17 protein-coding genes and 1 pseudogene are annotated in these 25,476 nt (G+C 68.2%); 12 read left to right on the forward strand and 6 right to left on the reverse strand.

The window, feature by feature from the left end:
- Window positions 1-280: 280 nt before the first annotated feature.
- Window positions 281-3,022, reverse strand: a complete 2,742-nt coding sequence (polA, locus tag LU699_RS06245; protein WP_232134030.1) for a DNA polymerase I — start codon at window positions 3,020-3,022, stop codon at window positions 281-283.
- Between the two features lie 179 nt (window positions 3,023-3,201).
- On the opposite strand from polA, the gene LU699_RS06250 reads away from it, so the two are divergent.
- The 4 genes from LU699_RS06250 (at window position 3,202) to LU699_RS06265 (ending at window position 7,146) form a co-directional block, all read left to right on the forward strand.
- On the forward strand, window positions 3,202-4,023 hold the full coding sequence (locus tag LU699_RS06250; RefSeq protein WP_232134029.1) for a DUF3667 domain-containing protein: 822 nt from the start codon (window positions 3,202-3,204) through the stop codon (window positions 4,021-4,023).
- A 23-nt stretch (window positions 4,024-4,046) separates the two neighbouring features.
- Window positions 4,047-5,711 (forward strand): TPM domain-containing protein, encoded by a 1,665-nt coding sequence (locus LU699_RS06255; RefSeq protein WP_232134028.1) that lies wholly within the window; start codon window positions 4,047-4,049, stop codon window positions 5,709-5,711.
- A gap of 93 nt (window positions 5,712-5,804) precedes the next feature.
- Window positions 5,805-6,101, forward strand: coding sequence for a DUF2782 domain-containing protein (locus tag LU699_RS06260; protein ID WP_232134027.1), 297 nt, complete (start codon window positions 5,805-5,807; stop codon window positions 6,099-6,101).
- Between the two features lie 4 nt (window positions 6,102-6,105).
- Window positions 6,106-7,146 (forward strand): oxidoreductase, encoded by a 1,041-nt coding sequence (locus LU699_RS06265; protein ID WP_232134026.1) that lies wholly within the window; start codon window positions 6,106-6,108, stop codon window positions 7,144-7,146.
- 70 nt (window positions 7,147-7,216) lie between these two features.
- Here the strand turns inward: LU699_RS06265 and LU699_RS06270 are convergent, their stop codons facing one another.
- On the reverse strand, window positions 7,217-9,304 hold the full coding sequence (locus tag LU699_RS06270) for a S46 family peptidase (protein WP_232580514.1): 2,088 nt from the start codon (window positions 9,302-9,304) through the stop codon (window positions 7,217-7,219).
- Window positions 9,305-9,486: 182 nt separating this feature from the next.
- Here LU699_RS06270 and LU699_RS06275 point away from each other — a divergent pair, with 182 nt between their 5' ends.
- Complete coding sequence (locus tag LU699_RS06275; RefSeq protein ID WP_232134024.1) at window positions 9,487-9,732, forward strand: hypothetical protein; 246 nt, start codon at window positions 9,487-9,489, stop codon at window positions 9,730-9,732.
- A gap of 98 nt (window positions 9,733-9,830) precedes the next feature.
- Window positions 9,831-10,010 (forward strand): hypothetical protein, encoded by a 180-nt coding sequence (locus tag LU699_RS06280; protein ID WP_232134023.1) that lies wholly within the window; start codon window positions 9,831-9,833, stop codon window positions 10,008-10,010.
- A 16-nt stretch (window positions 10,011-10,026) separates the two neighbouring features.
- On the opposite strand, the gene uvrD is transcribed toward LU699_RS06280, so the two are convergent.
- The 4 genes from uvrD to LU699_RS06300 all read right to left on the reverse strand — a co-directional run bounded on the left by uvrD (window position 10,027) and on the right by LU699_RS06300 (window position 19,102).
- Entirely contained in the window at window positions 10,027-12,207 is a 2,181-nt protein-coding gene (gene uvrD / locus LU699_RS06285; protein ID WP_232134022.1) for a DNA helicase II, read from the reverse strand.
- Window positions 12,208-12,249: 42 nt separating this feature from the next.
- The gene (locus tag LU699_RS06290; protein WP_232580515.1) at window positions 12,250-15,657 is read right to left on the reverse strand and encodes an EAL domain-containing protein; all 3,408 of its coding nucleotides are present in this window, start codon (window positions 15,655-15,657) and stop codon (window positions 12,250-12,252) included.
- 67 nt (window positions 15,658-15,724) lie between these two features.
- Window positions 15,725-16,375 carry a TIGR00645 family protein gene (locus LU699_RS06295; RefSeq protein WP_232134020.1) on the reverse strand — a complete coding sequence of 217 codons (651 nt, stop codon included), beginning with the start codon at window positions 16,373-16,375 and terminating at the stop codon, window positions 15,725-15,727.
- A 366-nt stretch (window positions 16,376-16,741) separates the two neighbouring features.
- Window positions 16,742-19,102 carry a GH92 family glycosyl hydrolase gene (locus LU699_RS06300; protein ID WP_425491652.1) on the reverse strand — a complete coding sequence of 787 codons (2,361 nt, stop codon included), beginning with the start codon at window positions 19,100-19,102 and terminating at the stop codon, window positions 16,742-16,744.
- Between the two features lie 135 nt (window positions 19,103-19,237).
- Between LU699_RS06300 and LU699_RS06305 the strand changes: the two genes are divergently transcribed.
- From LU699_RS06305 to LU699_RS18410, 6 genes and pseudogenes are all read left to right on the forward strand, one after another.
- A complete protein-coding gene (locus LU699_RS06305; RefSeq protein ID WP_232134019.1) occupies window positions 19,238-20,317 on the forward strand; it encodes a LacI family DNA-binding transcriptional regulator in 1,080 nt (359 codons plus the stop codon).
- On the forward strand, window positions 20,314-21,624 hold the full coding sequence (locus tag LU699_RS06310; RefSeq protein WP_232134018.1) for a sugar MFS transporter: 1,311 nt from the start codon (window positions 20,314-20,316) through the stop codon (window positions 21,622-21,624). The genes LU699_RS06305 and LU699_RS06310 overlap by 4 nt, the downstream gene beginning before the upstream one ends.
- Before the next feature lie 2 nt (window positions 21,625-21,626).
- The gene (locus LU699_RS06315) at window positions 21,627-22,622 is read left to right on the forward strand and encodes a carbohydrate kinase family protein (protein WP_232134017.1); all 996 of its coding nucleotides are present in this window, start codon (window positions 21,627-21,629) and stop codon (window positions 22,620-22,622) included.
- Window positions 22,619-23,917, forward strand: coding sequence for an AGE family epimerase/isomerase (locus LU699_RS06320; protein ID WP_232134016.1), 1,299 nt, complete (start codon window positions 22,619-22,621; stop codon window positions 23,915-23,917). Before LU699_RS06315 ends, LU699_RS06320 begins: the two co-directional genes overlap by 4 nt.
- A gap of 179 nt (window positions 23,918-24,096) precedes the next feature.
- Window positions 24,097-24,855: pseudogene (locus tag LU699_RS18405) on the forward strand (glycoside hydrolase family 47 protein); the annotation flags it as partial.
- Between the two features lie 109 nt (window positions 24,856-24,964).
- A complete protein-coding gene (locus tag LU699_RS18410; protein ID WP_425491656.1) occupies window positions 24,965-25,369 on the forward strand; it encodes a glycoside hydrolase family 47 protein in 405 nt (134 codons plus the stop codon).
- The last annotated feature ends 107 nt before the right edge of the window (window positions 25,370-25,476 follow it).

Genomic DNA, 25,476 nt, shown 5'->3' on the forward strand with positions numbered 1-25,476 from the left:
CAAATTCCGGACATAAAAAAGCCCCGCAGGCAGGGGGGGCCTACGGGGCTCGGGGAACCGGGCGCGGGGAGACGCCTGATGGTTCCGGTCGATCACTCCAGGGGAAGGAAGCGATCTGGCGACAGACCTTGCATCTGTCGAGGGACATAAGACCATTCTGCGGATGGATGGATCGTGAAGATTCCGGTTAATTTTCTGTTGGATTCAGGCCGCATTTACTCGCAATCCGCGCAAACACCGGCGCCGCCAGAAGAGGCACATTTCCGGCGATAAACGGGCATCAATGCGCCTCGTCCCAGTTGTCGCCGATGCCGCTGTCGACGACCAGCGGCACCCGCAGTGCGCCGGCGCTGGTCATCCGGGTCACGACCTCGGCCAGCAGCGTGTCGACGAAATCCAGATCCGCTTCGAACACCAGTTCATCGTGCACCTGCAGGATCATCTTCGCGCGGTCCGCGTGATCGGCGATCCAGCTGTCGATCGTGATCATCGCCCGCTTGATGATGTCGGCCGCCGTGCCTTGCATCGGCGCGTTGATCGCGGCGCGCTCGGCGCCAGCGCGCTGGGAGGGATTGCCCTTCTGGATGAAATCCAGCGTCAGCCGCCGTCCGAACACCGTCTCGACATAACCGGTCTCGCGCGCCTGCAGCCGCGTGCGGTCCATGAAGTCACGCACGCCCGGATATCGCGAGAAGTACAGCGCGATGTAGTCCTGCGCCTCGCCGCGGCCGATGCCAAGATTGCGCGCCAGACCGAAGGCACTCATGCCGTACATCAGACCGAAGTTGATCGCCTTGGCCGCGCGTCGCTCGTTGCCGGTGACCTCGTCCAGCGGACGGGCGAACACTTCGGCCGCCGTCGCGCGGTGGATGTCGACGCCGGATTCGAACGCGCGCACGAGTCCCGGATCCTCGGACAGGTGGGCCATGATCCGCAGTTCGATCTGCGAGTAATCGCAGGCGATCAGCTTGCGGCCCGGCGGCGCGACGAAAGCGCGGCGGATGCGGCGGCCGTCGTCGGTGCGGATCGGAATGTTCTGCAGGTTCGGATCCGACGACGACAATCGCCCCGTCGCCGCGCCCGCCTGGTGATAGCTGGTGTGCACGCGACCGGTGGTCGCGTTGATCATCTCCGGCAGCTTGTCGGTGTAGGTGCTGCGCAACTTCGCGAGGCCGCGGTATTCGAGGATCACGCGCGGCAGTTCGTGCTGGTCGGCGATCGCCTCCAGCGCCTCCTCGTTGGTGCTCGGCTGGCCCTTCGGCGTCTTGACGACCGCCGGCAGCTTCAGCTCGTCGAACAGCAACGCGCCCAGCTGCTTAGGCGAATCGAGATTGAAGGTACGGCCGGCGAGTTCGGTCGCTTTCTGCTGCGCGGCGAGCATGCGCTTCGACAGGTCCGCGCTCTGCCGGCGCAGTTCGTCGGCATCGACGCGCACGCCGTTGGCCTCGATGCGCGCGAGCACCGGCACCAGCGGCATCTCGATGTCGGTGTACACGCGCGCAAGGCCCGCATCGGCCTCGATCCGCGGCTTCATGACCCGGTGCAGTCGCAGGGTGATGTCGGCATCCTCGGCGGCGTACTTCGACGCGTCGTCGATGGCGACCTGTGAGAACGAGATCTGCTTGGCGCCCTTGCCGGCCACATCCTCGAACTTGATCGTCTCCATGCCCAGATGGCGCTTGGCCAGCGAATCGAGATCGTGGCGGGCGATGCCGGCGTCGAGCACGAAACTCTCGAGCAGCGTGTCGTCGGCGTAGCCGCGCACCTCGACGCCATGCCGGCGCAGCACGTGGATGTCATACTTGCCGTGCTGGCCGAGCTTGCGCTTGGCCGGGTCTTCCAGCACACCGCGCAGCGCATCGAGCACCAGCGCGCGGTCGAGCTGCGCTGGTGCACCGGGATAGTCATGGCCGACTGGGATGTAAGCGGCGCGGCCGGGTTCGATCGCGAAGCTCAGACCGACCAGGCCCGAGCGCATCGCATCCAGCGCGTCGGTTTCGGTGTCGAACGCGAATTCGTCGGCGGCCTGCAGCTGCGCGACCCAGGCATCGAGCTGCTCGCGCGTCATCACCGTCTCGTACTCGCCCGGCACCGACAGCGCGGGATCGAGTGTCGACGGCGGCGCGGGGATCGCGACCGCGGCGGCGCCCGCCGACGCAGCGCTGGTATCGCCCGCAGCGTCGAGATCCTTCAGCGCCTGGCCGAAGCCATAGCGCGCGTACAGCACGCGCAGGGCATCGATCGCACGCGGCCGCAGGATCAGCGTTTCCGGGCCGCCATCGAGCGCGACATCGGTCTTGATCGTCGCCAGCTCACGGCTCAGCGGCAGCTGGTGCAGCGCCTCACGCAGGTTCTCGCCGATCTTGCCCTTGATGTTGCCCGCGTTCGCGATCACGCCATCGAGTGATTCGTATTCGGTGAGCCACTTCGCGGCGGTCTTGGGCCCGCACTTCGGCACCCCGGGAATGTTGTCGATGCTGTCGCCCATCAGCGCGAGCAGGTCGACGATCTGGTCGGCGCGGACGCCGAACTTCTCGCGCACGGTGTCGTCGCTGTCCATGCGGCTGCCGCTCATCGTGTTGACCAGGGTCACGCGCGGGCGCACCAGCTGGGCGAAATCCTTGTCGCCGGTGGAGATCGTCACCTCGATACCGGCGTCGGCGGCCTGCAGCGCCAGCGTGCCAATCACGTCGTCGGCCTCGACGCCGGGGACGCGCAGGATCGGAAAGCCCAGCGCCTCGACGATGGTGCACATCGGTTCGACCTGCGCACGCAGTTCGTCGGGCATCGGCGGGCGATTGGCCTTGTACTGGTCGTAGAGATCGTCGCGGAAGGTCTTGCCGGGCGCATCGACGACGAATGCCGCGAAGTCCGGCGCCTCCTTCAAGGTCGCGCGCAGCATGTTGACGATGCCGAACAGGGCGCCGGTGGGTTCACCGTCTGCGTTTGTCAGCGGGGGCAGCGCGTGGAACGCGCGATACAGGTACGAGGACCCGTCGATCAGGATGAGGCGTTTCGTCATTCGGGGATTCTAAGGGGTCCGTCGTTCGCGCCGCGTTCGAACCGGAGCCCCGGATGCTGCTGCGTGGCGCGGGGCCGCGCCCGGCGCGCACTGACAGAATCCGAACACCGCGTCGCGATAATCCGGCCCATACGGGGAGTCTGTATGCGCATGTCCTGCCAGGGCTGGTCGAATCACCGGTGTCACGCCATCCGCAGCCCGGACGCGTGGTCGGTCCGATGACGCGTCCGGACGGCGTGCCGCCCGCGACCGACTGGACAGCAGGCACCGTCTGCCGCAATTGCGGCGCCGCATGGGGCGAAGGCCCCTACTGCAGCCAATGCGGACAGAAGGCGGCGCAGCGCCTGCAGCTGGGCGATCTGCGCCGTGAAACCTGGGAGAAGTGGCGGCTGTTCGAATTGTCGGTCGCGCGCACTGCCGGCCGCCTGCTGCTGCGCCCCGGCACCGTGGCCCGCGAATACGTGGCGGGCGCGCGCGTGCGCCATGTGCATCCGCTGAAACTGCTGCTGGTCTGCGTCGCGCTGCTGGTGCTGGTGCTCAACGCGAGCGGTTTCCTGCAAGTGGGCGGCGCCCAGTATCGCGATGCGATGGCGATGATGCAGCGCTACGCAAACTGGAGTTTCACCCTGGGCTTCTTCGCGGTGGTCGCCAGCACGGTGCTGGTGTTCGGGCGGCGCCGTTACAACCTGGTCGAACACATGGTGCTGGCCGCCTATGCATTGGCGGTGATCATCGTGCTGAATCTGGTCAACCAGCTGCCACTCCTGGCGATGCGCGATCCCGCTCTGGTGCTGCCGTGGCGCGAGGCCGCCAAGTGGTACATGTACGCGGTCAAAGCCGTGGTGCTGGCCCTCGCCTTCCGGCAGTTCTTCGAGCTCGACCTGCGCCGGGAGGGTTGGCGCCTGGCGCTCGCGCTGGTGGTGTTCATCGCGATCGACTGGCTGCTGCGACGCGCCTACGCCCATCTCATCGTTGCGATCGTCTACGCGCAAACGCCCTGATCCACGCCGCCAGAGGAATGGCCATGTCCCGACGTTTTTTTGCCCGCTCGTTCCGTCCGTTGCCTGCGGTGTTGCCGCTGGCCTTGTTGCTGGCCGCCTGCGGGGATCGGGAGGCCACGCCGCCTGCGTCCGCCGCGTCCGCTGGCGGCGACGCGCCCGGTCGCGCGGAGCTGGTCGAGCAGCTCGCATCGACGCTGCAGGCCTGCTCTTACGACGGCCGTCCCGAACTGCTCGATCCGGCAACGCTGACCGGCGACGCGCCGGCCGACTGCCGCTCGATGGTCGAACAGGTGATGGGCTTCACCGGCCTGCCGCAGAACTTCGTGGTGACCGAAGGCCCGGTCGCGAATGCGGCGGCGGTGATCCTGTTCGACGAACAGAAGATTCCGCAGCGCGTGATCGCGTTCAACCGCAATTTCCTCGGCGAGGTGCGCGCGGCGACGAACGACAATCCGTGGGCGCCGGTCAGCATCATGGCGCACGAGATCGGCCACCATCTGTCGGGCCACACGATCACCGGCACCGGCAGCCAGCCGCCGATCGAGCTGGAAGCCGACAAGTTCAGCGGCTTCGTGCTGCAGCGCATGGGCGCGAGCCTCGCCGATGCGCGCAGCGCGATGACCTCGCTGGGTGCCGATCACGTGACCGCGACCCACCCCGCGCGCAGTGACCGCCTCGCGGCGATCGGCGACGGCTGGATGGAAGCCTGCAGCCAGGCGGGCCGCGCCGACTGCCAGAGCGGCACCGGCACGGGCACGCCGCCGCCGCAGACGACGCCATCACCACGCAGTGCATCCGTGCGACTGCCGGCGCCGTCCGCGCAGACCATTCCGTTCAAGTACGGGCGTTTCGTCGTCGACGAAACCGGACGACTCGATCCCGAGCTGCTCAAGGGCCTCGATACCGCGCTCTACGACCTCGCGCAGAAACAGGGCATCGAGCTGGCGCTGCTGGTGGTCGACGATCTGCATGGCATGAGCGCACAGGACTACGCGTGGGCGATGCTGCGGCAGTTGCGGATCGGCAAGCTCGATCTCGGCAATGGCGGCGTGTTCGTCGTCGCGCCCGGTCAGGGCACGTCGGCGGTGGCATTCGCGCCGGGCATCGCCAAGCAGCTGGAGTTCGCCGATCCGGTGAAGCAGTTCGATCGCTGGATCAACGAATCGTGGCAGCGCGACTGCCAGGACGCGGACGGTTGCGGCATCTCCAGCCGGAGTCTGCTCGGCATCGTCGAGTCGCAGGTGCGTTCGCTGACCAGCAGCGGCGTGCAGTTCCAGATCCGCTTCCAGTCGATCCAGGAGGTACTGGATTTCTCTGCCGCGCGTCTGGCCGAACGTCGCGCAGGCCGCGAATGGGATGACAAGCGCGACCAGGCACTGGGATCGCTGACCCGCTTCACGGCCACCGTCACCGATCTGACACCGCAACCCGAGCAGCTCAAAGTCAACGAGAACGTGGTCCGCGACGGCCGCTGGCGTGCCGTCGTGGTCCGCACCGAGGACGGCAAGGACACCACGCTGTATCTGCAGTCGCAGACCGAACAGCTGATGCCGGGCGGCAGGCTGGAGGTCGGCAAGCGCTACAGCTTCGTCGGAGAGCTGATGTCGACCGGTGCGTTTCACACCGACCAGGGCGTCCTGCAGGGCAATGTGCAGCTCTGGCTCTTCAGCTACGACCCGCTCGACTGAGCACGACGGCCGTTCGCGGACGCCGCGTCCACGTCGGCATCCGCGAGGCGCGCGCATACTGCGACTTCAATCTCCGACACAGGGAAATCCGTCATGACACGTCTCAGAATCGCGCTGCTCGCCGCCTGCCTGGCCGGGCTGACCGCATGCGCGACGACTGGCGGTTCCGGCATGCCCGACGGCGTGCCTGCCGATGCCGAACAGGTGACCCGCACCGAGTCCAACGGCGATCAGATCACCGAGTACCGCATCTCCGGCCAGCTGCGCGCGGTGCAGGTCGTGCCCTCGCGCGGTCCGGCGTATTTCCTCTACGACCGCGACGGCGACGGCAGCATCGACGGCGACCGCGACGACGTGCCGCAGACCTATTTCAAGCTGTTCGGCTGGTAAGTCCGTGGGCGAGGTGTTGCGCGTCGCGCTGGTCGGCTATGGCCTCGCGGGTCGCGTGTTCCATGCGCCACTGATCCGGGCGACGCCCGGATTTGCGCTGCACACCGTGGTGTCCAGCGACGCGGGCAAGGTGCATGCGGACCTGCCCGACGCGCGCGTCGAAGCGGATCCGCAGACTGCGTTCGACGATCCTGCAATCGATCTCGTCGTCATCGCTTCGCCCAACGCGACACATGCGCCGCTGGCGATCGCGGCGCTGCAGGCCGGCAAGCATGTCGTCGTCGACAAACCGTTCGCGATCGATCTGCGCGAAGCGCTGGAGGTCGCCGCGGCAGCACGCGCGAGCGGCCGACTGCTCGGCGTGTTCCACAACCGTCGCTGGGATGCCGATTTCCTCGCGCTGCGTACGCTGGTCGAGGCCGGCACGCTGGGCGACATTGCCGAAGTCCATTCGCATTTCGATCGATTCCGCCCGACCGTGCCCGATCGCTGGCGCGACCGCGCGGGTCCGGGCGCGGGGCTGTGGCTGGATCTCGGCCCGCATCTGGTCGATCAGGCCCTGCAGCTGTTCGGCGTGCCGGATGCGGTGCAGGCCGACATCGCGATCCAGCGCACTGGCGCCGTGGTCGACGACTACTTCCATGTGGTGCTGCGCTATCCGCGACTGCGCGTGATCCTGCATGCGGGCGCGCTGGTGCCTGGCGCCAGCCTGCGGTTCGCGGTGCACGGCAGCGGCGGGAGCTGGTTCAAGCATGGACTCGATCCGCAGGAAACAGCGCTTCGCGATGGCGCGGTGCCCGGCTGCGACGGCTGGGGTGTCGACCCCGCGCCCGGGCGACTACTGCGCGTGGACGCGGATGGCACGCTGCACGACGCGCCATCGCCGGCACCTGCAGGCGATTACCGCGTGTTCTATGCCGGCATCCGCGATGCGATTTGCGAAAGTGCGGCGCCTCCGGTCACTCTCGACGAAGCGCTCGATGTCATGCGCGTGCTGCAGGCAAGCACCGACAGCGCTAACGGGCATGTGGTGGCGCTGACGTAGACGTCGACGCATATGCGAACGGCGCCCCGAATCCGGGACGCCGTTCGTGTGACACACGCGCAGAGCGCGATCAGTTCTGCAGCAGCTCACCCACCAGCGCATCGGCGCCGTAGACCGACTTCAGCGATTCGATGATCGCCGCGCTGTGCACCGACACCGTGCGGTTGAGCTTGGGGTCGTACCAGAAGCTGCCGCCCAGCGAGTGGATGTTGCCGTCGAACGCGAGACCGATGACCTGCGCGTCGCGGTTGATCACCGGGCTGCCGGAGTTGCCGCCGATGATGTCGTTGGTGCTGACGAAGTTGAAACGCGTGTCCTGCGCGATGCGGCCTTCCGCATCCAGCCAGCGCTTCGGCAGCGCGTACGGCTCGGCGCCGGTGTTGCGCGCGAACACGCCGCCCATCGTCGTGAACGGCTCGATCGCCTTGCCGTTTTCTTCCCAGCCGGCGACATCGCCGTAGGACAGGCGCAATGTGAACGTCGCATCCGGATACACCGTGGTGCCGAGCTTCTCGAAGCGCACCTTGGCGATCTGCGTGGCGGCGCGCGATTCGATCGACGCCACCTCCGACTCCTGGCGCTGACGCAGCGCACGTGCCGGCGCATCGACCGCGCGGGCCAGACGGATGAAGGGATCGTCCGAGGCTTCGATCGCCGCGGCGCCGCCGCTCCACAGACGCTCGCGCTCGGCGACGTCGGCAAGCTTCGAGCCTTCGACGAGTGCCTTGGCGACCTGTGCGGGCGACTGCGTGCCGAGCACGGACTTCACCAGCGGATCGTCGGTGCCAAGCAGTTCGCGGAACTTGGTCAGCGACCAGGTCAGCTTGGCGATCTCGAACTCGGGATACACGGGCGCCTTGCTCAGCAGAGTCTGGCGCAGACGGCCCTGGCCGGCGTCCTGGAACTCCGGCAGACGGGCGTCGTTGGCCTTCGCGCGTTCGGTGCCGCCGCGCACCAGCGTGCGGGCGATGCCGAACAGGCGCGAGTCGAAACCACGGCCCTGCTCGAGCAGCATGTAGGGCACGGCGAGCTGACGCGCGACGACCTGCGCGGCTTCCACTTCGTTCCAAGGCGCGGCGTCCACACCGTCGCGCAGACGCGCTTCCTCGGCGCGTTTGCCGGCGAACACCTGCGGGTCGAGCAGCGCCTGCAGCTGGCCGCGGAACACCTTGTAGCTGTTGTCGGTGAACGTGAGATCCGACTGCGCCTGACGCGTGGCTTCGTCGTCACTGCGGCCGTACTGGCCCAGCATCGCGCGGCGTTCGGCCAGCCACAGCAGGTTGTTGATCAGGCTGACGTCACGCACCGTTTCCAGCTGCGCGACGGTGAGCTGGCGCTGGGTGCGGCCCGGATGGCCGGTGACCATGACCAGTTCGCCCGGCTCGGCGCCCTGGGGGTTGAGCGTGAAGTGATGCTCGACGTTCGCCGGCTTGCCGTCCTCGTAGGCGCGCAGCAGCGCGGCGTCGAGGTTGTAGCGCGGGAAATTGAAATTGTCGGGATCGCCGCCGAAGAAGCCGACCGAATACTCGGGCGTGAACACCAGGCGCACGTCGGAATAGCGGTGGTAGCGGTAGAGATGCTGCTGGCCGCCGTTGTAGAGCTCGACCACATCGCAACGCGTCTTCGCTTCGTCATCGCCGACGCATTCCGATTCGATGCGGCTCTTTTCGGCATTGCGCGCATCCACGTAAGCCTGGCCCTGCTTGCCGTCGGCCGCGCTGGCCAGACGCGTGCTGACGTCGGTGATCTCCCGCAGCACGTTGAGTTCCTCGGCCGGACACTGCAGTTCCTCACCGCGCGCATCGGCGACGAAACCGTCGTTCTGCAGATCGCGCTGCGGCGAGGACAGGCCCTGCACGCAACCGACGACGCAGTGTGCGTTCGTCAGCACGAGGCCATCAGGGGATACGAACGAGCCAGAGCAACCGCCGGCCAGGCGCACCGAGGACTGCATCGCGTGGTCCACCCACGCCTGGTCCGGCGAGAACTGGTACTGCGACTGCAGCTGGGCCTTGGGCAGATTGTCGAGCGTCCACATGCCTTCGGCGGCGAATGCGGCGGGCGCAACGGCAAAGGCGAGCAGCCCGCCGACCGTTGCGGCGAAGCGCGTGCGTGCCTGGGAGCGGGAAGGAACGGGCGTGGAATCGGCGGACGCCATGGAATCTCCAGTCGAGGCGGCCGCGTCGCGGCCGAAGGCCGCCCAGCGTACGCGCACGCGCGTCCACGGGCGTGGCCGGAAGGTCATGGTCGTCGCGTCGGTTTGGTCTGCGCGCCGCGTTCACGTACGATCGGTCCGCGCGCGACACACGGAGGGCTGTCGCCAGTCTGCCGAGGAGCCCGATGCAACACCCCGACCGCCGCAAAACTGATCATCCAGACGCCGTCGCGCTCCGCGCCGGGCTCACGCCTGCGCAGACCCGCGCGATCGCGACACTCGAACAGTTCGGCTGGACCCTGCGCTTCGTGCGCCGTCCGCTGTTCCGCGACCCGGTGCCGGTGCTGTTCGAAAAGAACGGCAGCCGCTGGATCGTCGTCGACGGTGACGGCGGGCTCGACGAAAGCCAGAGCTTCGAAATCCGCGACTGAGGCCCTTCGGCCGGCAATGCGCGCGGTTCAGCTGAATGCGCATGACCGTCACGACCGGCTCGCTAGCATCCGGCCGTCTTCCACGACAGGAGCGGCCGATGTCTTCGTTCTCCATCTACCTCGTGGGCATGGCCGTGCTGATCGGCGGACTTGCCTATGGCGCGCACCTCGCCGGCCTCGCGCCGCAATGGATCGCCGTCGGCGTCATCGTGCTGCTGGGCCTGGGCATCGTGAAGGCGGTCTCGCGCACGCGTCGCCCGGATCCGCCGTCGGCCTGATCGAAAAGCAGTAGCGTCAGGCCGGTTGCAGGTTCGCGTAAGCCAGCACCAGCCACTTGCTGCCGGCATCGTCGAAATTGACCTGCACGCGTGCATGTGCGCCGTCGCCTTCGATGTCGGTCACGGTGCCGCTGCCGAACTTCACGTGGGTGACGTTCTGGCCCAGACGCACGGCCACCGACGGCGCCAGACTCGCGTGGCCGAAATCGCGCTGGCGCTGCGGGAACGACGCGCGCGTGGCCTGCGCCTTCGGCCGCACTTCGTGCAGCAGCACCGGCGGGATTTCGCGCAGGAAACGCGACGGCACGCCGAACATGTCCTGGCCGTGCAGACGCCGCGCTTCGGCGTAGGTCAGCACCAGCTTCTGCCGCGCGCGGGTGATGCCCACATAGGCGAGCCGGCGCTCTTCCTCCAGGCGTCCGCTTTCCTCGGCAGTACGCGCGCTCGGGAACAGGCCTTCTTCCAGACCGACCAGGAACACCAACGGGAATTCGAGGCCCTTGGCACTGTGCAGGGTCATCAGCTGCACGCCATCCTCGCCGGCCTGGGCCTGGCTTTCGCCGGCTTCCAGCGAGGCGTAGGCGAGGAACGCGACCATCTCGGTCAGCTGCGCGCTCTCTTCGTCGTCGCCGCGCACGAAGCGCGAGGCCACCGACACCAGTTCGTCGAGATTCTCGACCCGCGAATCCGCGCTGCCCTTCGATTCGTTGGCGTAATGCACGCGCAGGTTCGAGCGCGCCAGCACATGGTCGATCTTGTCCTTCAATGCCAACTCGGCCAGTTCGACCGACAGCTGGTCGATCAGCTGCGCGAACCCGGCCAGCGCATTGCGCGCGCGGCCGGCGAGCACGTTGCCTTGCGCGCAGCGCATCGCGGATTCCCACAACGGAATCCCGTGCGTGCGCGCCTGCTGGCGCACTTCGCCGAGCGTGCGTTCGCCGATGCCGCGCGGCGGCGTGTTGACCGCGCGCTCGAATGCCGCGTCGTCGTCGCGGTTGGCGACCAGACGCAGATAGGCCAGCGTGTCCTTGATCTCGGCGCGTTCGAAGAAGCGCACGCCGCCGTAGACGCGGTACGGCACCTGTTCGGCGACGAGCTGTTCTTCCATCGCGCGCGACTGCGCGTTGCTGCGGTAGAGGATCGCGATGTCGCCATGCGAGCCGCCATCGCGGACCCACTGCAGCGCGCGTTCGACGACGTAACGCGCTTCGTCGATCTCGTTGTAGGCCGAATACAGATCGATCGGATCGCCTTCGCCGCTGTCGGTCCACAGCTGCTTGCCGAGGCGCTCGGGGTTGTGCGCGATCACCGCATTGGCGGCGCCGAGGATGTTGGCACTCGAGCGGTAGTTCTGTTCGAGGCGGATCGTCTCCGCGCCCGGATAGTCGCGCAGGAAGCGCTGCACGTTTTCGACCTGGGCGCCGCGCCAGCCGTAGATCGCCTGGTCGTCGTCGCCGACCACGAACACCTTGCCGGTGTCGCCGGCGAGCACGCGCACGAAGGCGTACTGGATCGCGTTGGTGTCCTGGAATTCGTCGACCAGCAGATGGCCGAAGCGCTGCCGGTAATGCGCGAGCAACGCCGGCGTGTCGCGCAACAGCTCGTGCGCGCGCAGCAGGATCTCGGCGAAGTCGACCAGACCCGCGCGGTCGCAGCGCTCCTGGTACAGCGCATACGCCTTGCGCATGACCTCGGACCACTCGTCCGCGCCGTCCTGGATGTGCTGCGGGCGGCGGCCCTCGTCCTTCTGCGCATTGATCCACCACGCGATCTGCCGCGGCGGGAAGCGTGCGTCGTCCTGGAGCTCGAGCTGCTGCACGACGCGCTTCACCAGACGCAGCTGGTCGTCACTGTCGAGAATCTGGAAGCTCTCGGGCAGCTTCGCGTCCTGCCAGTGCAGGCGCAGCAGACGATGCGCGAGCCCGTGGAAGGTGCCGATCCACATGCCACGTGCGCCGCTGCGCAACTGCGCGTCGACGCGGTGGCGCATCTCGGCCGCGGCCTTGTTGGTGAAGGTGACGGCGAAGATGCCGTGCGCGGGCACGCCGACGACCTCGTTCAGCCACGCGATCCGGTGGGTGAGCACGCGGGTCTTGCCGCTGCCGGCGCCGGCGAGGACGAGGTAGTGGGCATCGGGCGCGGAAACAGCCTGACGCTGGGCGGCATTGAGGCCGTCGATAAGGTGTGACACATCCATCGCCGCATTCTACGCGGTCGCCGTCGCCGGCCCTGCGACGGATCAGGCGCCGCCGGGGCGGTTGAGCAAGGCCAGCGCGTCCTCGAACGGCACCGGGCGGGCGAACAGATAGCCCTGCAGCTCCTCGCAGCCGTGCGCGGCCAGCCAGTTCCACTGCAGGTCGGTCTCCACGCCCTCGGCCGTGGTGCACAGGCCCAGCCGCTGCGCCATGCGGATGATCGCGTCGCAGATTGCTTCGTCGTCCGGATCGCGGCCGAGATCCTGCACGAAAGAGCGGTCCAGCTTCACCCGGTGCAGCGGCAGGCGCTTGAGATAGGCGAGGCTGGAATAGCCGGTGCCGAAGTCGTCGATCGCGATGCACACGCCGGCGTCGCGCAGCGTCGCCATGTCGCGGATCACGTTGTCCGGGCTCGCCATGACCACGCTTTCGGTGAGCTCGAGTTCGAGGATACCGGCCGGCAGCTGGAAGTCGCGCAGCACCGACAGCACATCGTCGACCAGTCCCTGCTGGAACTGCGCGGCCGACACGTTGACCGCAAGCCGCAGATGGCCCCAACCGTGCGCCACGAGGATCCGGTGATGGCGCGCGGCCTCGCGCAACACCCAGCGCCCGATCGGCACGATCAGCCCGCTGTCCTCGCAGACGGCGATGAACGCGTCGGGCGTCAGCAGGCCGCGTTCGGGATGCTGCCAGCGCAGCAGCGCTTCCATGCCGACCGGCCGGCGCTGCTGGTCGAACTGCAGCTGGAACGCGAGCGCGAACTGGTCGGTCTGCAACGCGTCGCGCAGCTGCGACACCAGGGCGAGGCGTTCGCTGGCCTGGGTACCGAACTCGTCGCGATACGCGACGACGCAGTTCCGGCCCTGCTGCTTGGCCTGGTACATCGCCTGGTCGGCGTGGCGCAGCAGCAGCGCCGGATCGTCGCCGTCGCCGGGATGACGGCAGTAGCCGATGCTGGGCGTGATCTGCAGCGACGCCGCGCCGATCTCCATCGGCTGCGACAGCGCTGCGAATACGCGCTCGGTCGCGCGGGCGACGGCATCGCGGTCGGCGGCGTTCACCACCAGCACGAACTCGTCGCCGCCGAAGCGGCCGACCGTGTCTCCGGGCTGCAACGTCGCACGCAGGCGACGGCCCACGGTGCGCAGCACTTCGTCGCCACTCGCATGACCGAGGCTGTCGTTGATGAGTTTGAAATCGTCGAGATCGACGAACACCAGGCCGACGCAGCTGTCGCCGGCATCGGCGCGGGCCACGGCCTTGGCCAGACATGCCATCACCAGCTCGCGGTTCGGCAGCCCGGTGAGTTCGTCGTGGGTGGCGCGATGTGCGAGCGCGTCTTCCGCGCGGCGACGCTCGGTGATGTCGTTGAGGATGCCGACGAAATGCGTGAGCGCGCCGTCCTGGTCGCGCACCGGCGCCATGCGCAGTTCGTTCCAGAACGGCGAGCCGTCGCGCCGGTAATTGCGCAGCTGCACGCGGACCTCGCGTGCCTGTTCGATGGCCTCGCGGATCGCAGGCAGCGCGGGCTGGTCGCGTTCGTCGCCCTGCAGGAAACGGCAATTGCGTCCGATGCTGTCCTCGGCCGCGTAACCGGTGATGCGCGAGAACGCCGGATTCACGTACACGATCGGCTGATCGTCCGCGCAGGCATCGGCAATGATGATGCCGTTCTCGGTGGCTTCCACCGCGCGGCGCAACAGACGCAGATCCGATTCGTCGCGCAAGCGGCGGGTGACATCGAGCATGCCGCCCACAGCACGCACGGGTTGGCCGTCGGCGTCGCGCAGGATCGTACCGCGGTCCTCGACGTACGCGTAGTCCCCGTTCTCGCAGCGCAGGCGGTACTGCGCGTGCCATTCGGTCGCGCCGGTCGACAGTGCGGCGTCCAGATCGCGCCCGACACGCGCCTCGTCGTCGGGATGCAGCAGCGCCGACCACTGGTCGATCGTCGCCGCATGCGTGCGCCAGTCCCAGCCGTACTGCGCGGTGAAGCCCTCGTTCCACCACAGGCGGCCGGTGGCGATGTCCCAGTCCCAGATCGCATCGCTGGTGGCGCGCGCGACCATCTGGAAGCGCGCTTCGCTGCGTTCGCGTTCGGCTTCGACGCGCTCGCGGTCGCTGGTGTCGAGTACCAGCACCAAGCGCGCGGGGCGGCCGAGGAACTGCAGGCTGCTCGAATAGACCGTCACCGCGAATGTGCTGCCGTCGCGGCGCCGGTGACGGAAGCGGCGGCCGATGTGCGGCGCGGGGTCACGGGCGACTTCGCGCCGCACGGCGTCGCCATCCATGTCGACGACGATCGCATCCGCAGTGAGCTCGAGGAACCGTTCGAGCGCATACCCGTATTCGGCGATGGCGGCTTCGTTGACGGCGAGCAGCTGCAGCGTGTCGCGGTCGTAGACCAGTGACGGCAGCGGGTGGCGCTCGTAGAGATAGCGGTACTGCGCTTCGACATCGCGCATGCGCGCGGTGAGGTCGGTGATGGCACCCGCCGAACGCGCGATGTCGGCGCTCAAGGCGCGTTCGCGACGTGCGCCGACCACCAGCATGCGCAGACCGAACAGCCACGTGAGCAACAGCAGCCCGGCACCGGTGGCGAGCGCAGCCACGAACGTCCACCAGCCTGCGAGCAGGTCGTCGCGCCCCACGCCGACCGTCGCGATCAGCGGATAACGCGACAGGGCGTGGAAGCCGATCAGACGCCGCGTGCCGTCGAGATCGCTGCGCCCTTCGAGTAACCCGGCTTCATGCAGGTTGACGCCCTGCGTGAACAGCATCGACTCGCCCACATCGGTGCCGACGTAGGCATCGTCCGGATCGGAACGCGTGACGATCTGGCCGTTGCGGTGCACGAAGGTCGCGGTGCCACTGCGGCCGAGATCGAGCTCGCGCAGCAGCGCATGCAGCGAGGTCACCCGCAGATGGCCCAGCAGCCAGCGCGGCGATCCATCGGGCGCGTCAGAGACGGCCAGCGCGAGCGGCAGCACCCAGCCCTTGCCATCAACCGCCGGCAACGGATCACCGGCCTGCAGACGCGTGCCGTCCGGACCTTCTGGCGTCGCGAAGTCGGGCCGCGCATCGACCAGAGCGAGATCCTGTAGGTCCGGGTGACGCGACAGCACACCCTGCACGGTTGCGTCGACCAGGGCGCCGCTCGCGTCGGGCCCGCGCTGCCGGATCGCGTCCAGGTCGGCGCCGATGCCGGTGAAGGCCCGATCGAGGTTGCCGAGGGTCAGCTCGAGGTTGCGCGCGAGCCCAGCCGACATGTCGCGCACATAGCGCTCGCCGGCGTCCTGGCGCACGCGCAGATCATTCCAGGCCACGACCAAGGCCGCGGCGCAGACGCTGGCCACCAGCAGCCCACCGATCAGCAGCGCACGATTGCGCCGACGCCGCGCGCGCGCGACGTTCGATCGATCCTGTTCGCTGGCCCCTCCGTCCTGCATCGCAGCCCGACGTCCCCGTGTCACGGCGTCATCGATGCTGCCACAGATGACCGGTCGGGCGCGGCGCTCAGTGCGTGACGTGCTCGCGCTTGGCGGTGCTGTTGGTCATCAGCCGGTCGGTGTAGGCGATACCGATCGCCGACAGGATGAAACCGCCGTGGATGATCGTCTGCCACATCACGCCGGCCTGGGTGACCTTGGTGCAGGCCGGCGCGGCCAGCGACAGGCCCGCGGCGAGCGCCTGGGCATGCACGGTGGCGGCCGTGATGAAGTCAGCCGAACCGCAGACCGGTAGGCCGACTTCGCCGGCAGCGATGAAGGTTTTGAGCAAGTGGATGGAGGAGATGCCGATGATCGCCATCGCCAGCTTGACCTTGAGCACGCTCGCATTGACGTGGCTCAGCCACTCCGGCTGGTCCGGGTGGTTCTGCAGGCCCAGACGCGAAACGAAGGTCTCGTAGCCGCCGACGATCACCATCACCAGCAGGTTGGAGATCATCACCACGTCGATCAGGCCCAGCACCAGCAGCATGATTCCCTGCTCGGTCAGGGTATTGGCGTCGGTCACCAGGTGGGTCAATTCCTTGAGGAACAGGAACACGTAGACGCACTGCGCGACGATCAGGCCCAGGTACAGCGGGAGCTGCAGCCAACGCGATCCGAAGATGACGTAGGTGAGCGGATTCATGCGCGTCGGCGCGGCGGGCTGGATCGACATGGCGGGCGTGTGGCCGGGGGTGGGGTGCGCGGAGCGTAGCGAGGGCCCATGACTTTGCCAATCGCCTGATCTGGCGGTTCGCGCAAGCGGTCGAACGCCGTCATGACGCGCTTCGTCGGGATTGCTGCAGCGCAGCGCTACAGCGCGATTTCGAGTACACGAGCCCGCTCAACGCGGGCGCCGACCTGGACGCGTCCCTCGCACGATTGACAGCGTTGTCATGCGCTGGGTACAACGCATCCCGCGGTGCCGTCCGGCAGCGCGTCCGGATCTGGGAGGGTCAGGAATGTCGTCGACGCGCCTGGCGCGAACGGCGGACGCGGCCTCTGCCGCGCCGCCCGCTCAACGGTGGACCGCCATCCGCGCTCAACGCGCGGCGGCGGCCGGCGTCATCGAATACGGCGCCTCGGCCCCTGCGCCCGGCCAGGCCTGCGACGGCTCGGCCTGCATCGTGAAACGCAGTTCGCCGCCGGCGAGGATCTCGGCGTGACGCAGGAAGGCGCGCTGCAGCGGCTTGCCGTCGAGCGTGGCGCTGCCGATGTAGCCGTGGCCCTGTTCAAGCCCGTCGGCGATGACGGTGAATTGCTTGCCGTTCGGCAACCGCAGCGTGGCGCGCGGCAGGAACGGCCGGCCGATCACGTATTCGCCGCTGCCCGGTGCGACCGGATAGAAGCCCAGCGCGGTGAACAGATACCAGGCCGACATCTGGCCGAGATCGTCATTGCCGGCCAGGCCATCGGGCCGGTCGGCGTACTGCGTGTCCATGATCGTCTTCAGCCGCGCCTGCGTGCGCCAGGGCTGGCCGGCGTAGGCGTAGAGATACGCGACGTGATGACTGGGCTCGTTTCCATGGGCGTACCAGCCGATCAGGCCGGTGATGTCTTCCATGTGCTCGAAGATCGACGGATCGACCTCGGCCTCGAAGGCCGCATCGAGCTTGCCGAGCAGCGCGTCGGCGCCGCCGTGCGCCGCGGCCAGGCCGGCAACGTCGTGCGGCACGTACCACGAGTACTGCCAGGCGTTGCCCTCGGTGTAGTCGGTGCCGTAACCGCTGGCGGTCGGATCGAACGGCGTGCGGAAACTGCCGTCGCGGTTCTTCGCGCGCATGAAGCCGGTGCCGGGGTCGAAGGCGTTGCGCCAGTTGGCGGCGCGCGTATCGAACCGGCGCGCGATGTCGGTGCGGCCCATCGCCTGCGCCATGCGCGCGATCGTCCAGTCGCCGTAGGCGTATTCGAGCGTCTTCGACGCGGCCTCGCCTTCCTCGTCGATCGGCACCCAGCCCAGTCCCATGTACTGGCGCAGGCCGTCGTAGGGACCGTAGGACGCGCTGGCGACCATCGCGTCGAGCGCGGCGTCGGCATCGAAACCGCGAATGCCCTTGAGATACGCGTCCGCGATCACCGGCACCGCGTGGTAGCCGATCATCGTCCACGTCTCCTGCCCGTGAAACGACCACACCGGCAGAATCCCGTAGGGACTGTGCTGCCGGTGCGCGAGCAGAGAGTCGACGAAGTCGGCATTGCGCTTCTCCGGCTGCACGATCGTCAGCAGCGGGTGCAGCGCGCGATAGGTGTCCCACAGCGAGAACGTCGAGTAGTGAGCGAAGCCCTCGGCCGTGTGCACGGCCTGGTCGGGCCCGCGGTAGCGACCGTCAGCGTCCATGAAGAGCGTGGGGCCGAGCAGCGTGTGATACAGCGCGGTGTAGGCGCTGCGGCGGTCTGGTTCGGGTGCGTCGATGTCGAGCACCGACAGCGCTTCGGTCCAGTCGGCCTTGGCCGCGGTGCGCACGCGGTCGAAATCGAAGTCCGGCACCTCGGCGTCGAGATTGGCGATCGCGCCGGCCTCGTCGACCGACGAGATCGCGACCTTGACCACGAGCGGCGCATCGAGCTTGCCGAAGTCGAAGGTGCCGACCAGTTGCCGGCCTTCGATCTGCGCGCGCTCGCCCGGGCTGCCGTCGCCCGGCGGCGCGAAGCCCTTGTAGGCGATGTCGGTCTCGGTGTTGTGGAAGGCGTGTCCGGTCAGCGTACGCGAGAAGCGCATCGCGAAGTACAGCTGCCGGCCCGGCGCCCAGCCGCGGGTCTCGCGGAAGCCGGTGATCGTGCCGTCGGGCATCTGCCGCAGTCGCGACCACAGGATCTTGCCGGGGTAGTCGTACATCGACGTGCGCAGGTCGAGCAGCACGCGCGCATCGGTGCCCTCGGGAAAGGTGTAACGGTGCACGCCGGCGCGCGCGCTCGCGGTGAGTTCGGCGCGCACCCGCGAATCGTCGAGGGTGACGGCGTAGTAGCCGGGCTGTGCGATCTCGTCGTCGTGGCGGAAGCGCGAGGCGTAACCGCTGCCGGGCACTTCGGGATCACCGCGTTCGAGCTTTTCGGGGCCGGTGACCGGCATCAGCAGCACGTCACCGAGATCGGAATGACCGGTGCCGGAAAAATGCGTATGCGAGAAGCCGACGATGCTGGTGTCGTCGTAGCGGTAGCCGGCCGCCCAGTCGTAGGCCTGCGCGCGCGGCTGGATGCGCGTGTCCGGGCTCAGCTGGACCATGCCGAACGGTACCGTCGCACCGGGATAGGTATGGCCCTCGCCGCCGGTGCCGATGAAGGGATCGACCGACCCGTAGGCCTTCTCGCCCAAGTCGCGCGCGTCCGCCAGCGCCGCGCCCGCCCCCAGCAGCGCACCCATCGCGAATACCGCCTGTGCCATCGCCGCTCCCAGCTTCGCCATCGCACCCTCGATTGGATCGGTTCAATGGCGGCGAACCTAGCACCGGTGCGCCGGCATCGCATGCTGCGCCGCAGGATGCCGTGGACCGCTGCGCCGGTCACCATACGCGCGTCTGAACCGGTTCAAATTCCTGGCATGTCTCCGACCCGACGCGTGACCCTGGCCGACATCGCGGCCGCTTGCGGACTGTCCAAGGCGACGGTCTCGATGGTGTTGCGCGACAACCCTCAGGTGCATCCCGACACCCGCGCGCGGGTCCGCGCCGAGCTGGAGCGCCAGGGCTATGTCTATCACCGCGGCGCCGCCAGCCTGCGCCACGGGGGCGCGTCGAATGCGGTGGCGCTGGTCGTCAACGATCTGGCGAACCCGTTCTTCGCCGAGTTCGCCGCGGGCGTCGACGCGGCGCTGGCCGAAGCCGGCCACGTGTTGCTGCTCGGCAGCACCGGCGAATCGGTCGAGCGCCAGCAGGCCGTGCTGGCCTCGCTGGTCGAGCACGCGCCGGCCGCGCTGATCCTCTCGCCCGCCGAACACAGCAGCGCCGCGCGCCTGCGAAAGGTCTGCGGGCCGCGGCTGCCCATGCTGCTGTTCAACCGCACGCTCGACGACGGCGGCACCGGCGACTGGGACTATCTGGCCCTCGACAACCGCGCCGGCGCGCGTCTGGCCACAGAACACCTGCTCGCGCAGGGCCATCGCGCGATCGCATTCTTCGGCGGCCATCGCGATTCGAGTTCCTGCGGCGAGCGTCGCGCCGGCTATCGCGAAGCGCTGGCCGACGCCGGTATCGCGCCCGACCCCGCGTGGCTGATCGAATGCGCGCCCACGCGCCTCGAAGCCGCGCGGCAGACGCCGGCGCTGTTCGCACGCGATCCCGCGCCGACCGCGGCGGTCTGCTACAACGACGCCGTCGCGCTCGGCCTGATCGCCGGCCTCGCGAGCTGCGGCCGCCGCGCCGGCCATGATTTCGCCGTCACCGGTTTCGACGATATCGCCGAAGCCGCGTTCGCCTCGCCGCCGCTGACCACCGTCGCCACCGATCCGCGCGCCCGTGGCCTGCAGGCCGCGCGACTCGTGCTCGCGCGCTTGCGCGGTGCGCTGCCCGACTCGCCCCACACCACCATCGCCCCCGTTGCGCTGCAGATCCGTGCCAGCACGGCCGCCGCGCCCGACACCGCATTCCCATCGCCCGCCCAGGCCCGAGGTAGCGCCGCATGAATCCGTCCAGCCGCACGATGTCCAATCCCGCCGCGATCGCGGTGGTCAGCCTGATCTTCTTCACCTGGGGCGGCCTGACCAGTCTCAACGACGTGCTGATTCCGCATCTCAAAGCGGTGTTCTCGATGAACTACACGCAGACGATGCTGATCCAGTTCACGTTCTTCGGCGCGTACTTCCTGATGTCGATGCCGGCCGGCGCCGTCGTCGCGCGCGTGGGCTACAAGGCGGGCATCGTCATCGGTCTGGTGATCGCGGCAATCGGTGCGGCGCTGTTCTATCCGGCCGCGCGCCTGCCCTCGTATCCGGTGTTCCTGACCGCGCTGTTCGTGCTGGCCAGCGGCATCACATTGCTGCAGGTCGCGGCCAATCCGTACATCAGCCTGCTCGGCCGGCCGGAAACCTCCCACAGCCGCCTCAATCTCGCGCAGGCGCTGAACTCGCTGGGCACGACGATCTTCCCGCTGCTGATCGGTCCGCTGATCCTGGTCGGCGCGGTGCTCGGCGCCGACGAGATCGCCGCGATGGGCGCGGCCGAACAGATCGCCTATCGCGCCGCCGAAGCGCGCTCGGTCGAAATGCCTTACCTGTTGCTGTCCGGCGGTCTGCTGCTGATGGCGGTGTTCGTGCTGCTGATGCGCATTCCGTCGCTGCGCGATTCCACCGAAGCCAGTCCGGCGGTGCACCACACCTATCTCGAAGCGCTGCGCACGCCGCATCTGCGCTGGGGCGTGCTGGGCATCTTCTGCTACGTGGGCGCGGAGGTCGCGATCGGCAGCTTCCTGATCAACTACATGGCCGAGCCCGAGATCGGTGGACTGACCGAAGCGCGCGCCTCGCAATTCCTCGCGTTCTACTGGGGCGGCGCGATGGTCGGCCGCTTCCTCGGCGCGGCGCTGATGACCGTCATCGATGCACGCAAGCTGCTCGGCTTCGCCGCCGGCATGGTCTGTCTGTTGCTGGTGGTCACGATGAGCACCACGGGGCACGTGGCGATGTGGAGCGCGCTGGCGATCGGCCTGTTCAACTCGATCATGTTCCCGACCATCTTCACCACGGCGATCGAGCGTCTCGGCACGCTGACCAGCAAGGCCTCGAGCCTGTTGGTGATGGCGATCGTCGGCGGCGCGTTGATCCCGCTCGCGCAGGGCGCGCTGGCCGACAACATCGGCATCCAGCATGCGTTCGTCGTGCCGCTGGTCTGCTACGTCTACATCATCTGGTACGGCCTGCGCGGCTCGCGCCTGAGTGGCGCCGCGCTGACCACGGCCGACGTGCCGGCGCCGCCTCCGGGTGCGATGCATTGACGGTGCAGACACCCACTGGATTCACGCGCGAAATCGTCGCCTGCTTCGGCGAGGCGCTGATCGATTTCCGCGCAGAGCACGGCAGCGACGGCACGCGCCACTTCGTCGAACAGCCCGGCGGTGCGCCGGCCAATGTCGCAGTCGGCGTGGCGGCGCTCGGTGGTCGCGCACGCTTCATCGGCATGCTCGCGCAGGACATGTTCGGCGATGCGCTGCACGCGGCACTCGCCACGCGCGACGTCGATGTCTCGCAGGTGCGGCGCACCGCCGATGCACCGACGGCACTGGCCTTCGTCGCGCTGGCCGAGGATGGCGAACGCAGTTTCAGTTTCTACCGGCCGCCGGCCGCGGACCTGCTGTTCGAGGACAGCGATTTCGTCGAAGACGCATTCGACGACGTCGCCGTGCTGCACGTGTGTTCGAACAGCATGACCGCGCCTGCGATCGCGGCGACCACCCTGCAGGCGATGGTGCGCGCGGCGGATGCCGGCGCGCTGGTGAGTCTGGATCTCAATCTGCGGCCCGCGCTGTGGCCGCGCGACGTCGACCCCGCGCCGACCCTGTGGCAGGCGCTCGCGGCGGCGCGCCTGATCAAACTCAGCGCCGACGAGTTGGCGTTTCTGACCGGCGATGGCGATCTCGCCGGCACGATCGCGCGGCTGTTCGCCGGTGACGCCGCGGTGGTGCTGGTCACCGACGGCGCCGCCCCGATGCGCTGGTGGACGCGCACGCGCGCCGGCACGGCCGGCACCTTCACGGTCGATGCGATCGACACCACCGCCGCCGGCGATGCCTGCGTCGCTGGACTGCTGCAACGCGTGGTCGCACTTGGCATCGATGCAGAGGGACTCGCCACCGCGTTCGAGGACGATGCGGTGCGCGAGGATCTGCTGCGTCATGCAGCCGCCGCCGGCGCGCTCGCGACCACACGTCACGGCGCGTTCGACGCAATGCCCGATGCGGCGTCCGTGCATGCGCTACTGGAGACCGCACGATGAGCCTGCCCGCGACGCCACTGCCCGACTTCACCGCACAGGCCACGCTGCGCGCGCACATCGCCGACACGATGGCGTTCTATCACCCGCGTGCGATCGATCCCGACGGCGGCTTCTTCCACTATTTCCGCGACGACGGCAGCGTCTACGACCGCGGCCATCGTCATCTCGTCAGCAGCACGCGCTTCGTCTACGACTACGCGATGGCCGCGGTCGAGTTCGCCGACTCGCGTCACGCCGACGACTGGCGCGCCGCCGCGATGCACGGCCTGCGCTTCCTGCGCGCGGCGCATCGCGATGCGGAGCGCGGCGGCTACGTCTGGACGCTGCAGGATGGCGCGATCGAAGACGACACCCGCCACAGCTACGGGATGGCCTTCGTGCTGCTCGCCTGCGCCAGCGCGCGCAAGGCCGGGCTGCCGACGCAGACCTGGATCGACGAGACCTGGGATCTGCTCGAACGCCACGCCTGGGACGCGGATGCGGGCCTGTATCGGGACGAGTCCGATGCGCAGTGGCGCTACAGCGGCTATCGCGGCCAGAACGCGAACATGCATCTGTGCGAGGCACTGATCGCCGCGCACGAAGCCTGCGGCGATGCGCGTTATCTGCAACGCGCGCTGCAGCTGGCCGATCACATGACGCGCCGCCAGGCCGCGTTGTCGGGCGGTCTGGTCTGGGAACACTGGCACGCGGACTGGTCAGTCGACTGGGACTACCACCGGGGTGATCCCAAGCACCTGTTCCGGCCGTGGGGCTTCCAGCCCGGTCACCAGATCGAATGGGCGAAACTGCTGCTGTCGCTGCGCGCGCACCTGGGCGATGCCGCGCCGGAGTGGTTGCTGCCGACCGCGCGCCATCTCTACGACACCGCGCTCGCGCACGGTTGGGACGCCGAGCACGGCGGCATCGTCTACGGGTTCGCGCCCAAATCGCTGCGCGACGTTTCGCCCGCGCGCGGCGCGCCGCCACCAGACCTCGCGCAGACGCCGATGTTCTGGTGCGACGACGACAAGTATTTCTGGGTGCAGGCCGAAGCGATCGCCGCGGCCTGGCGGCTGTTCGACGCGACCGGCGACGCGCGGTATCGCGACGACTACCTGCGTTTGTGGGACTACGCGTGGCGGCACTTCGTCGACCATACCCACGGCGCGTGGTTCCGCATCCTCGACCGGCGCAACCGCAAATACGACGACCTCAAGAGTCCCGCCGGCAAGACCGACTACCACACGATGGGCGCCTGCCACGACGTACTCGCGGTGATGCGCGGCACACATACCCGGAGCATCGACGCATGAGCCTTCCGCGCTATCGGATTCCTCGGCAGTCCGCCGCTATCGCACTCGCAGCATGCGCCGCGCTGCTCGCGGGTTGTGCATCGACAGCGCCGACCGCACGGACAGCTGCCACCCACACCGTCGTGCACGTTGCGCCAGAGGCGCAACGCCGGCTCGACGCCAACGGCGCGGACGCGGTAATGGCCGAACGCGTCAAGGCCGAGTTCCTGCACGGCTGGCGCGGCTACCGCCAGTACGCCTGGGGCCGCGATGCACTCAAGCCACTGTCGAACACCGGCAGCGACTGGTATGCGCAGTCGCTGTTGATGACGCCGGTCGATGCACTCGACACGCTGCTGGTCATGGGCCTGACCGACGAAGCCGACGCCGCGCGCGAGCTGATCGCGACGCAGCTGTCATTCGACAAGGATCTCGACGTCAAGCACTTCGAGATCGTGATCCGCCTGCTCGGTGGCCTGCTGTCGGGTTACCAGATGACCGGCGACGCGCGTCTGCTTGCGCTGGCCGACGATCTCGGCACGCGGCTGCTGCCGGCGTTCGATTCGCCGACCGGCCTGCCCTATGTCACCGTCAACCTGCGCACCGGCAAGACCAGCGGTACCGAGAGCAACCCGGCCGAGTCCGGCACGCTGCTGCTCGAATACGGCACGCTCGCGCGGCTGACCGGCAAGCAGGTGTACTGGGACAAGGCCTGGCGCGCGCTCGAAGCGACCTACGCCATGCGCTCGCCGATCGGCCTGGTCGGCGAACGCTTCGATGTCGAGACCGGCCAGTGGACGCAGACCCGCACCCACGTCGGCGCGCGCATCGACTCCTATTACGAATATCTGTGGAAGTGCTGGCAGCTGTTCGCCGAGCCGCGCTGCAAGACCATGTGGGACACCCACATCGCGGCGCTCAACACGCACGTCGCCGACGAGGTCGACGGCGCGCTGTGGTACGGCCACGTCGACATGGCGACCGGCGCGCGCATCGCGCCGCGCTTCGGCGCCCTGGATGCGTTTCTTCCCCGGACTGCTCGCGGTCTCCGGCGATCTCGACCGCGCCATGCGCCTGCAGCACTCGGCGTTCTCGATGTGGCAGGCGCACGGCATCGAACCGGAAGCCTGGGATTATCGCGCCCGCACGGTCGTGTCGCCCGGCTACCCGCTGCGGCCGGAGATCATCGAGTCCGCCTGGTATCTGTATCGCCTGACCGGCGACCGCGCATGGCGCGACATGGGCCGCACGATGTTCGACGACTTCGTCCGCCACACGCGCACCGACAGCGGCTTCGCCGCACTGGCGAACGTGGTGACCAAGGAGAAGAAGGACGACATGGAGAGCTTCGTGCTCGCCGAGACCTTCAAGTACTTCTATCTGCTCTATGCCGACCCCGCGACGCGCGATCCGGCGACGACGGTGCTGACCACCGAAGCGCATCCGCTGCGACCCGTCGCAGCACCGCCCTGATCTCGCAGCAGGCTGCTGCGTCGCAGCACGAATTCCCTGTTTCGACCCGTTACGAATGCGTTTTCGCCCCGTCGAACCCTGCCCGTTGACAACGCTGTCAACCTGAC

Origin of the sequence: Luteimonas fraxinea, assembly GCF_021233355.1 — a bacterium.
GTDB lineage: Bacteria > Pseudomonadota > Gammaproteobacteria > Xanthomonadales > Xanthomonadaceae > Luteimonas > Luteimonas fraxinea.